The sequence below is a fragment of the Methylobacterium sp. E-025 genome, from assembly GCF_022829705.1.
Taxonomy (GTDB): domain Bacteria; phylum Pseudomonadota; class Alphaproteobacteria; order Rhizobiales; family Beijerinckiaceae; genus Methylobacterium.
The window spans coordinates 57,403-66,923 of record NZ_JAKSYR010000066.1 but is presented as its reverse complement, the minus strand read 5'-3'; the positions used below and the strand labels follow the sequence as shown (position 1 = coordinate 66,923).

Below are 9,521 nucleotides of genomic sequence, written 5' to 3'. Positions count from 1 at the left end.
AGACCACGCATATCGCGTTTTCGATGCCGGCTCAAGGGGGTGGGTTTCCGAGGCCTCGCTCCGACCGGGGGCTCGCGCGGGGCGGGCGGATCGGAGCGATGGGCGTCGCGGTCGCGGCACCCGCCGTCGTCATCCCGGGGCGCCGCGGACCTGCCCGGCATCCAGAACCGCAGGTCGCGCTGAAGATGGCGCCGTCGGCGGCTCCGGATCCCGGGCTCTGCTGCGCAGCCCCGGGATGGCGAGGTCGGTCTCGAACCGAGAGGTGAGAAAGCCGTCTCGAAGCGGATGGCCGGATCGGCCAATCCCCGCAGGACCGGATCGCTCGACGCACGACGCGCCCCCTCCCCCGTGCGGGAGAGGGGGCGCGTCGCCCGCTGCGATGCGGGGACGGGGTCGTTCGGTGCGCGCCTACGCCGCCTTGCGGCCGCCCTTCTTGCCGGCGGGCTCCTCGGTCGGCTCGGTGCCGTCGAGGTTGAGCTTCTCGGCGATCTCCGAGAGCAGCGCGTCGGTCTTCTTCTCCTCCTGCAGGGTCTCGTCGAGGAGCTTGGCCGCGTCGGCGTAGCCGAGCTGGGCGGCCCAGGTCTTCAGGGTGCCGTAGCGGGCGATCTCGTAGTGCTCGACCGCCTGGGCGCAGGCCGCCAGCACCGCGTCGGCGGCGGGGCTGTCGCCGAAATCCTCCAGGTCCTCCTCCATCTCGGAGGTGATGCCCTGCATCGCCTCGCAGGTCTTGGCGCGGGCCGGCTTGCCGATGATCTCGAACACCTGGCCGAGCCGCTCGACCTGGTTGGCGCTCTCCTCGGCATGGGTCTCGAAGGCCTGGCGGAGCTCGGCATGCTCGGCGGCCTTGGCCGACTTCTTGAGCGCCTTCACCGACTGCTTCTCGGCGTAGTAGACGTCCTTCAACGTCTCGTAGAACGCATCGTGCAGCGTCTTCGGCTTGGTGGCCATGGCGGATGTCCTTCGGGTGCGTCGCGGGCGGCCCGCGACGGCAGGCGGCCCCTGGGCTGCCAACCCGCCGCCCCCGCATCGGCTCCCGACGAAATATCGCCCCCTGTGGAGGAACCGAACGCCGTCGGGCGGCGGCGGACGTCGGCCGAGGACGGCGCGTGCCGTTCAGCCGACAGCCCGCTGCAGCGCGTGCGAGGGAGGGGGCACGGCATGACCGAGCTCGCGAGCCATGGCGATCCACGCGTCGATCGCGTCGCGGACGTTCACGAGCGCTTCCTCGGGCGTCTCGCCGTCCGACATGCAGCCGGGGAGATCGGGCACGGTCGCAGCGAAGCCGCCGCCGTCGTCCTGGGTCAGTGGGGAGATCACCACGGGGTAGGTGAGTTCGCTCATGGCGCGGCTCCGACCTTGTCGATGAACCGAACAAGTTCGCGGATATACCACCCCTTGATCGGCCGAGCGGCGGGGATCGTCAACTTTTCGAATTGCGACCGGTGGCCGACCCGATAGTGCGAACCGCCGCCCCGTGGTGGATGGCAAGCTACGTCGAACTCGGCGCAGAGCGCAGCGATGTCCGACACGGTCCACCCAGCCGCGGGATTGGCCCGCATCGCTTCCAGGCGTTTCGACATGCAGCACCGCCTCCTGATTCGAAGGCAATCATTAACGGTGATGCGTTAATTCTTATTGATCCGGCATTTTATCGCGAATGGGTTAGGACCAGGTTAATCGCTGGAGCCACGTCAGCGATGTCCCGCCTGGTCGGATATCCGCGCGACGATCCGCGCCACCTCCGCCTCGGCGGCGGCGAAGCCGAGGCTCGTGTCGATCACGTAGTCGGCCCGGGCCCGCTTCTCGGCATCCGGCATCTGCTTGGCGCGGATCGCGTCGAAGGCGGCATCGGTCATGCCGGGGCGGGCGAGCACCCGGGCGCGCTGCACCGCGGGCGGCGCGGTGACCACGAGGACGGCGTCGCAGCGGGTCTCGCCGCCGGTCTCGTAGAGCAGGGGCACGTCGAGCAGCACCAGCGGCGCGGCCGCGTGGCGCTCGAGGAAGGCGTGGCCGGCGGCGCGGACCAGCGGATGGACCAGCCCTTCCAGCGTCGCGAGCCTGTCCGGCCGCCCGAGCACCGCGTCGCGCAGGCGGGTGCGGTCGACGCCGCCGTCGGGCGCGAGCGTGCCGGGGAAGGCGGCGCCGATCGCCTCGGCCGCCGCGCCGCCCGGCCCGTAGAGCGCATGCACCGCCGCGTCGGCGTCGTGCACCGGCACGAAGCGGGCGGCGAACATCGCCGCGGTGGCAGACTTTCCCATGCCGATCGAGCCGGTGAGCCCGAGCACGAACGGTTTTTTGCGCGCGGTGTCGCTCATCCAGGCCAATCTATCCCGGCAGGTCGGCGACAACGACGGCGCGCAGGGCCTCCGTCACCGCCGGGCGCACGCCGAACCAGGCTTCGAAGCCGGGCACGGCCTGGTGCAGCAGCATCCCGAGCCCGTCGACGGCGGCAAGGCCGCGGGCGCGGGCGGCGGCAAGCAGCGGCGTCTCCAGCGGGACGTAGACGATGTCGGCCACCGCCGCGCGGGCCGGCAGCGGGCCGAGGTCGAGGCCGAGCGGCGGCTGCCCGGCCATGCCGAGGGCGGTGGTGTTCACCAGGAGCCCGGCCTCCGGCATCGCCTCGGGGATCGCGTCCCAGGCGATCGCGGTGGCGATGCCGGGAGCCAAGGCCGCCACGGCCTCCGCCCGCTCGCGGGTGCGATTGGCGACCACGATCCGCGCCAGGCCGCGCTCGGCCAGGCCGACGACGATGGCGCGCGCCGCCCCGCCGGCCCCGAGCACCAGCGCGGTGCCGGCCCGCTCGGGCCAGCCTTCGCCGAGGTTCCGGTCGAGATGCGCGGCGAAGCCCGGCGCGTCGGTGTTGTCGCCGGCGATGCGTCCGTCGGCGCCGACGACCAGCGTGTTGACCGCGCCGATCGCCCGCGCCCGCGGCGTCAGGCTGTCGCTCAGCGCGAAGGCCGCCTCCTTGTGCGGGATCGTGACGTTGCCGCCGGCAAAACCCGATTCCGGTAGCCGGCGAAAGAACTCGGCGAAGTCCGCCGGCGCGACGGCGATGCGCGCGTAGCTGCCGGCGATCCCGTGCTCGGCCAGCCAGTGCCCGTGGATCAGCGGCGAGCGCGAATGCGCGATCGGGTGGCCGACGACGAAGGCGCGCCTCACGCGACGCACTCCCGCGCGAGGAGGCAGGGCGGCCCGCCGGCCTCCTCGATCTGCACCGTGGCGTGGGCGATGCCGAAGCGGGCGCGCAGGGCCTCGGCGATCTCCACGAGGAAGCCGTTGCCCGGATGGCCGTCCGCCATCACGAGATGGGCCGTCAGCGCGATCTCGGTGGTGCTCATCGGCCAGATGTGGAGGTCGTGCAGGCCCGAGACCCCGGGACGGGCGCCGAGATAGGCGCGCACCGCGTCCGGGTCGATGCCCGGCGGCACCGCGTCGAGGGACATCGCGACGCTGTCGCGCAGCAGGCCCCAGGTCGCCCAGACGATGAGCCCGGCGACGACGAGGCTGACGGCGGGGTCGATCCAGTCGAGGCCGGTGGCGAGGATGATCAGGCCGGCGAGCACGACGCCGGCCGAGACCGCGGCGTCGGCGGCCATGTGCAGGAAGGCGCCGCGGATGTTGATGTCGCCCTTGGCGCCCGACGCGAACAGCCAGGCGGTGACCCCGTTCACCAGGATGCCGAGGCCGGCCACAACCATCACCGTGGTGCCGGCCACCGGCTCGGGATGGATCAGGCGCGAGACCGCCTCCCACAGGATCGCGCCGGTGGCGACGAGCAGGAACACGGCGTTGAACAGGGCGGCCAGGATCGACGAGCCGCGCAGGCCGTAGGTGAAGCGCGCGGTCGAGCGGCGCTTGACCAGCACCGAGGCGACCCAGGCGGCCACCAGCCCGAGCACGTCGGAAAGGTTGTGGCCGGCATCGGCCACCAGCGACATCGAGTTGGCGGCCCATCCATAGCCGGCTTCGATCACCACGAAGGCGGCGTTGAGCCCGATGCCGATGGCGAAGGCACGTCCGAAGCTCGCCGGCGCGTGGACGTGGCCGTGGCCGCCATGACCATGTCCGGCATGGCTGTGCCCGGCATGGTCGTGACCCGCGTGGTCATGCGCACCGTGATCATGGCCGGCATGGTCGTGGCCCCGGTCGTGCCCCGCATCGGGATGCCGGTGCCCGGCAGGGTCGTGGTGATCGTGTCCCGCCATGTCGCGTCCCTAGAATGCCAGGAGGCCCTTGGCCCGCAGCCGCGCGAGCAGCGGCAGCAGCGGCAGGCCCAGGATGGTGCTGTGGTCGCCCTCGACCCGCTCGAACAGATGGATGCCGAGCCCTTCGAGCTGGTAGCCGCCGACGCTCGCCCGCACGCGCTCCGCGCCCGCCAGCGCCACATAAGTCGCGATCGCCCGGGGATCGAGCGGGCGCAGGGTCAGGCGCGCGGTCTCGACGAAGCTCTCGACCGCGCCGTCCTGCGCCAGGGCGACCGCCGCGTGCAGGGCGTGGGTGCGCCCGGCCAGGCGCGCCAGCTGCGCGCGCGCCGCGTCCAGGCCCGCGGGCTTGTGGAACACCGCGTCGTCGCAGGCGAGCACCTGGTCGGCCCCGACGACGACGCGGCCGGGATGCCGCCCGGCGACCGCCACCGCCTTGGCCTCGGCGAGCCGCAGCGCCAAGGCCTCGGGCGAAAGGGTCCCGGACGAAGTCCCGGGATCCGGGCCGGCGCAGGCCGCCTCGACCGCGCGCTCGTCGACGCCCGGCGCCGTCGTCTCGACGGCCAGGCCGGCGCTCTCCAGCAGCATCCGCCGCGTCGGGCTGGTCGAGGCGAGGAGGAGCGGCGCGGACCCGAGCCAGGGGGAGGAAGGCTGCATCCCGCCGGAGTGTCACGGATCGGCGCGCGCCCGCAAGCCGATCGTCGCCGGGCGCGACGCGCAAAGCCCCGCCGTCCGGGATGAACCGGGCGACGAGGCCGGCGGGACCGATACGCGACGCTGGCCCCGAGACGGGTCTACCGCGACACGGGTTAGCGGGTGGTCAACGGGGTGGGTGCGGGCGGGTGTGCGTTGCGGGACGGGCCGCGGGCCCAGCATCGGGTCGACGAAGTGTCGCTTCGGAGCTGCATCGCTGCTCACGCCGGCGATACGCCGCCCGCGCGTCCTTGCCGGAAGGCGGCGCGCGCCCACGGAATGGCCGAGATCGCCCAGGCGACCGGCCGATCGCGGGAAAGCCTCTATCGCGCCCTGTCGAACCGCGGGAATCCGCAGCTCGCGACCTTCATGGGCGTGCTCCGGGCCTTGGGCCTGGAGCCCAGCATCCGCCCGGCCGGCAGCAGGGCGGGCTGAGGGCCGGCCTCACGCCGCGATGAACTTCAGCCGGTGGTCGCGGTAGAGGTCGAGGATCGCGGCGGCGGTCTCCTCGATCGAGCGGCGGGTGACGTCGATGGTCGGCCAGCGGTTCTTGCTGAACAGGCGGCGCGAGGCGGTGATCTCGTCGGCGACCGCGTCCTTGTCGACGTACATCGAGGAATCGTCGGCCTTGAGGCTGAGCAGCCGGTTCTGGCGGATCTGGACGATGCGCTCGGGCGACGCGATCAGCCCGACGACGAGGGCCTTGCGCACCCGCTCCAGCGCCGGCGGCAGCGGCATGCCGGGCACGAGCGGCAGGTTGGTGGTCTTGAGCCCGCGGTTGGCGAGGTAGATCCCCGTCGGCGTCTTCGAGGTGCGGCTGACCCCGATCAGGATCACGTCGGCCTCCTCGAGGTCGTCGGGCAGGTTGCCGTCGTCGTGGGCCAGGGTGAAGTTCATCGCGTCGATGCGCTTGAAGTACTCCGCGTTGAGCGTGTGCTGCGCCCCCGGCCGCGCCGCCTTCTGGGTGCCGAGGTAGGATTGCAGCAGGTTGTGCACCGGCTGCAGCACCGAGAGGCAGGGCGAGCTCGATTCCCGGCACGCGCTCTCCAGCCGCTCGCCGAGATCGCCGCCGACGAGGGTGTAGAGCACGAGGCCCGGCGCCGCCTGGATCTCCGAGATCACCCGCTCGAGCTGCGGCCCGGAGCGCACCAGCGGGTAGACGTGCTCGATCGCCGAGACGCCCTCGTACTGCGCGGCGGCCGCGCGGCCGACGTTGATCAGGGTCTCGCCGGTGGAATCCGAGACGAGGTGGAGGTGGAAGTAGCTGCGGCTCATATCCGTGCCCCTCGCCGCCCGCACGCGTCCCCGCAGGGCGCCGACCGCATCCGGCGGCCGGAGGAGACGATGTCGGAACGCGCGGCCGCTCGAAGCATCCGGTCTCCTCGGAATCGGGAAAAAGGGACGAAACGCCCTTATCCACCGCCGGCCGTCAGGGGAGTCGATGAGTGTGGATAGGATGGCCCGCCGGCCCGGTCCAGCCGGAGACCGCGAAATCCATCGACTCCGGCGTCAACAGGCCGTCATCATCGGCATGGCGGAATCCGTGCGCCTGGGAGAATCCGGGACGCAGGCACGCGCACGGCTCCGTCGCACCGCGCAAGGCGCTGGCGGGACTGGCCTATCGCAGACATTAGCGGCAATCCGTTAAAGCCTGCTTAACGGCGTTGCGGCCGGGAGAGCCTGTGGACACGGTTGCGATCCCGTGACTCAGCCTCCAAGAGAAAAAACAGAGTCCTAGAATCTCTCTTCTCTAAGATAGAGCCGGCCTGGGGACGGCCTCGTCGCGCCGCGACGGGGACCGGACGAACGGGCCTTTCGAGAACGAGACCTGAGCCCGGCAGGGCGGAACGGGAGGCGGCATTGGGGGACAGGATGACCACGCAGGGCACGGTGCAGGGTGGTCCCGACCGCAAGGTCCTCAGGGTGCTCGCCGGCGAGGCGGTCTCGCCGCCCCCCGCCTGGATGATGCGCCAGGCCGGGCGCTACCTGCCGGAGTACCGGGCGACGCGGGCGGAGGCCGGCTCGTTCCTGGACCTCTGCTACAGCCCGGACTTCGCCGTCGAGGTCACGCTGCAGCCGATCCGGCGCTTCGGCTTCGAGGCCTCGATCCTGTTCTCGGACATCCTCGTGATCCCGCACGCCCTCGGGCAGGACGTCCGCTTCGTCGAGGGCGAGGGGCCGCGCCTCGATCCGCTCGAAGGCCGGGCCGCGTTCGAGCGCCTGCGCCAGGCCGACGACCCGGCGATCTTCGCCCATCTCGCGCCGGTCTTCGAGACGGTGCGGCGCCTGCGGGCGGAGCTGCCGCCCGAGACCACGCTCCTGGGCTTCTGCGGGGGCCCCTGGACGGTGGCGAGCTACATGATCGGGGGACGGGGCACGCCGGACCTCGCGCCCGCCCGTGCGCTGGCCGAGGCCGACACGGGCCTGGTCGACGCGCTGATCGACCGCCTGGTCACGGTGCAGACCGCCTACCTCGTGCGCCAGCTCCGGGCCGGCGCCGACGCGGTGCAGATCTTCGAGTCGCATGCCGGCACGCTGCCGCCGGCGCTGCCGCCGGGCACGGCGCTGGTCGAGCCGGTGGGCGACGTCTCCGACAGCGCGCTCCCCGAGGAGACCGAGCGCGACGCCCTGAGCCGCTGGTCGTTCGGGCCGATCGCCCGGATGGTCGCCGGCATCCGCGCCGAGGTGCCGGATGCGAAGATCATCGTGTTCTGCCGCGGCGCCGGGCTCGAGGGCCATGCCCGGGTGGTGCCCGAGACCGGCGCCGACGCGGTCGGCGTCGACTGGTCGATCGACCTCAAGGCCCTGCGCGACCGGGTGCCGGCGACGACGGTGACCCAGGGCAACGTCCACCCCGACACGCTCATCGAAGGCGGCGCGGCCCTCGACGCGGCCGTCGACGCGGTGCTCGAGGCCACCCGCGGCCTGCCGCACATCTTCAACCTCGGCCACGGCATCACCCCGCAGACGCCGGTGGCCCACGTGGAGCAGATGCTGGCGCGGTTGAGGGGCGGCTCGCCGTCCTCCTGAAAAGCGTCCGAGAGGCCGCGCATCCCCTCGCCCCGCCTGCGGGGAGAGGGCCGCGACGACCTCGTCGTCGTCGCGGCGAGGCGGCAGCCGACGGTGAGGGGGCTTCGACGGCGGAGCCTCGTTCGTCCGCGCCCCCTCACCGCCGCTTCGGCTTCGCCGCCGCTTCCCACAGGCACGACGAGGTGCCTGTGGGCCTCTCCCCGCGTGCGGGGAGAGGGGAAACGCGCCCTATCCGTGCGATGTCGGAGACGTGCGCCCTGCCCGACCATCCCATCCGGAACCCTCGCCCGTGCTCGACACCCTCTATCCCTGGATCAAGGCGTTCCACGTCGTCGCGGTGATCGCGTGGATGGCCGGGATGCTCTACCTGCCGCGGCTGTTCGTCTATCACGCCGCCCTCCCCCCCGGCCCGGGCGCGGCGGCGCAGTCGGCGACGTTCAAGGTGATGGAGCGGCGCCTGCTCAAGGCGATCATGAACCCGGCGATGATCGTCACCTGGGTGCTCGGGCTGACGCTGGCCTGGACCAGCGGCGCCTACGTCACCGGGTGGCTCCAGGCGAAGTTCCTGCTGGTGCTGGCGATGAGCGGCATCCACGGCTGGCTCGCCCGGATGGTCAAGGACTTCGCCGCCGACCGGAACACCCGCGGCCATAAGTTCTACCGGGTGCTCAACGAGGTGCCGACGCTGCTGATGATCGTCATCGTCGTGCTGGTGATCGTGAAGCCCGGGCTCTAGGCCATGTTCGAGTGCGATGGATGCCGGATGGAAAGACACCTTCGATCGCCGTGCGGCCGCGTCCGCGCGCCGGGTCGGGACGATCCGTCGTCCCGGCTCGGCGCGCACATCGATCGGCCGGCGGCAGAGGATCGATCCGGACCTCAGTAGCCCCAGTACCGGAGCCGCTGCGCGTACCCGGCGTCCCGGTAGGACTGAACGCGGCGAACATGGGCGGCGTGCGCGTAGGCATCGGCCGCCGCGTAATCCCCGTACAGCGCCGCGACGTTGGCGGCATGCTGATCGCGTCGGGCCTGGATGGCGCGGACGTCGGCGGCGTGCGCGGCCTGATCCGACGCGTACTGAGCGCAAGCGCCCGTATTCACGAGGACGAGCGCGCCGAGCGCGACAGATACCGACTTGATGGTGGAAGTCTTGCTCTTGATCTTCATGGGAACACCTCAAGGAGCGACGCTTGTTCCGCACGTCGCACCGCGATCACACCTCGCAGCGTGTTAATCCGGCATGAACTACCGCTGGTTGGAAGCTGTCCGGGCGGGGGGATGATCTGGCCGATCCCGAATCCGGTCTCAGCGTGCAGGGCAGGCCCGAGCGCCGCCCGAACGGGATGCCGGCGAGGGCGGTGCGGCGGTCGGCGGGAGGCCGTCCGCCTCCGGGGCGGGTCGAGGGGGGCGGCAACACCGGGGCGGCGAGAGCGGGGCGATCGCGGTCCGGAGATCGTCGGCGGAGGTCGAGCCATCCCCCGCCCGACGCGGCTGCGACCGCAGGGGCCCGTTCTGTCGGCGGCGCCGAAAGAAGCGATTTTTCCGTTCGGTTAACCCTGCCGGCATGCGATGGCGAACGCATCGCCGCCGCACCCC

At 72.0% G+C, this 9,521-nt stretch carries 12 protein-coding genes; 3 read left to right on the top strand and 9 right to left on the bottom strand.

The genetic code is table 11. From position 1 onward, the window contains the following. Positions 1 to 408: 408 nt before the first annotated feature. From MKK64_RS07135 to MKK64_RS07105, 7 genes are all read right to left on the bottom strand, one after another. Positions 409 to 948 carry a ferritin-like domain-containing protein gene (locus MKK64_RS07135; RefSeq protein ID WP_147728285.1) on the bottom strand — a complete coding sequence of 180 codons (540 nt, stop codon included), beginning with the start codon at positions 946 to 948 and terminating at the stop codon, positions 409 to 411. A gap of 165 nt (positions 949 to 1,113) precedes the next feature. Next, entirely contained in the window at positions 1,114 to 1,341 is a 228-nt protein-coding gene (locus MKK64_RS07130; RefSeq protein WP_147728284.1) for a type II toxin-antitoxin system HicB family antitoxin, read from the bottom strand. Then, positions 1,338 to 1,580: a type II toxin-antitoxin system HicA family toxin gene (locus tag MKK64_RS07125; protein WP_147728283.1), complete on the bottom strand. Its 243-nt coding sequence runs from the start codon at positions 1,578 to 1,580 to the stop codon at positions 1,338 to 1,340. The genes MKK64_RS07130 and MKK64_RS07125 overlap by 4 nt, the downstream gene beginning before the upstream one ends. A 111-nt stretch (positions 1,581 to 1,691) precedes the next feature. Beyond that, entirely contained in the window at positions 1,692 to 2,315 is a 624-nt protein-coding gene (coaE, locus tag MKK64_RS07120) for a dephospho-CoA kinase (RefSeq protein WP_243932998.1), read from the bottom strand. A 10-nt stretch (positions 2,316 to 2,325) separates the two neighbouring features. Next, complete coding sequence (locus MKK64_RS07115; protein ID WP_243932996.1) at positions 2,326 to 3,159, bottom strand: shikimate dehydrogenase; 834 nt, start codon at positions 3,157 to 3,159, stop codon at positions 2,326 to 2,328. Beyond that, on the bottom strand, positions 3,156 to 4,205 hold the full coding sequence (locus MKK64_RS07110; protein ID WP_243932819.1) for a cation diffusion facilitator family transporter: 1,050 nt from the start codon (positions 4,203 to 4,205) through the stop codon (positions 3,156 to 3,158). The genes MKK64_RS07115 and MKK64_RS07110 overlap by 4 nt, the downstream gene beginning before the upstream one ends. Before the next feature lie 9 nt (positions 4,206 to 4,214). After that, positions 4,215 to 4,859 carry a Maf family protein gene (locus MKK64_RS07105; RefSeq protein ID WP_243932989.1) on the bottom strand — a complete coding sequence of 215 codons (645 nt, stop codon included), beginning with the start codon at positions 4,857 to 4,859 and terminating at the stop codon, positions 4,215 to 4,217. Positions 4,860 to 5,018: 159 nt separating this feature from the next. On the opposite strand from MKK64_RS07105, the gene MKK64_RS28055 reads away from it, so the two are divergent. After that, positions 5,019 to 5,330, top strand: a complete 312-nt coding sequence (locus MKK64_RS28055; RefSeq protein ID WP_313898895.1) for an addiction module antidote protein — start codon at positions 5,019 to 5,021, stop codon at positions 5,328 to 5,330. Between the two features lie 9 nt (positions 5,331 to 5,339). Here MKK64_RS28055 and MKK64_RS07095 read toward each other — a convergent pair whose 3' ends face one another. Then, a complete protein-coding gene (locus tag MKK64_RS07095) occupies positions 5,340 to 6,170 on the bottom strand; it encodes a pyruvate, water dikinase regulatory protein (protein ID WP_147728162.1) in 831 nt (276 codons plus the stop codon). A gap of 597 nt (positions 6,171 to 6,767) precedes the next feature. On the opposite strand from MKK64_RS07095, the gene MKK64_RS07090 reads away from it, so the two are divergent. Both MKK64_RS07090 and hemJ read left to right on the top strand, forming a co-directional pair. After that, the gene (locus MKK64_RS07090) at positions 6,768 to 7,925 is read left to right on the top strand and encodes a uroporphyrinogen decarboxylase (RefSeq protein WP_243932816.1); all 1,158 of its coding nucleotides are present in this window, start codon (positions 6,768 to 6,770) and stop codon (positions 7,923 to 7,925) included. Between the two features lie 289 nt (positions 7,926 to 8,214). Further along, entirely contained in the window at positions 8,215 to 8,661 is a 447-nt protein-coding gene (hemJ, locus tag MKK64_RS07085) for a protoporphyrinogen oxidase HemJ (RefSeq protein WP_147728164.1), read from the top strand. A 143-nt stretch (positions 8,662 to 8,804) separates the two neighbouring features. On the opposite strand, the gene MKK64_RS07080 is transcribed toward hemJ, so the two are convergent. Then, positions 8,805 to 9,092, bottom strand: coding sequence for a hypothetical protein (locus MKK64_RS07080; RefSeq protein WP_147728165.1), 288 nt, complete (start codon positions 9,090 to 9,092; stop codon positions 8,805 to 8,807). Positions 9,093 to 9,521: the final 429 nt, after the last annotated feature.

Excerpts from the sequence above, each read along its gene's own strand:
- MKK64_RS07135 (WP_147728285.1), bottom strand. The coding sequence starts at position 948 with ATGGCCACCAAGCCGAAGACGCTGCACGATGCGTTCTACGAGACGTTG.
- MKK64_RS07130 (WP_147728284.1), bottom strand. The coding sequence starts at position 1,341 with ATGAGCGAACTCACCTACCCCGTGGTGATCTCCCCACTGACCCAGGAC.
- MKK64_RS07125 (WP_147728283.1), bottom strand. The coding sequence starts at position 1,580 with ATGTCGAAACGCCTGGAAGCGATGCGGGCCAATCCCGCGGCTGGGTGG.
- coaE (WP_243932998.1), bottom strand. The coding sequence starts at position 2,315 with ATGAGCGACACCGCGCGCAAAAAACCGTTCGTGCTCGGGCTCACCGGC.
- MKK64_RS07110 (WP_243932819.1), bottom strand. The coding sequence starts at position 4,205 with ATGGCGGGACACGATCACCACGACCCTGCCGGGCACCGGCATCCCGAT.
- MKK64_RS07105 (WP_243932989.1), bottom strand. The coding sequence starts at position 4,859 with ATGCAGCCTTCCTCCCCCTGGCTCGGGTCCGCGCCGCTCCTCCTCGCC.
- MKK64_RS07095 (WP_147728162.1), bottom strand. The coding sequence starts at position 6,170 with ATGAGCCGCAGCTACTTCCACCTCCACCTCGTCTCGGATTCCACCGGC.
- MKK64_RS07090 (WP_243932816.1), top strand. The coding sequence starts at position 6,768 with ATGACCACGCAGGGCACGGTGCAGGGTGGTCCCGACCGCAAGGTCCTC.
- MKK64_RS07080 (WP_147728165.1), bottom strand. The coding sequence starts at position 9,092 with ATGAAGATCAAGAGCAAGACTTCCACCATCAAGTCGGTATCTGTCGCG.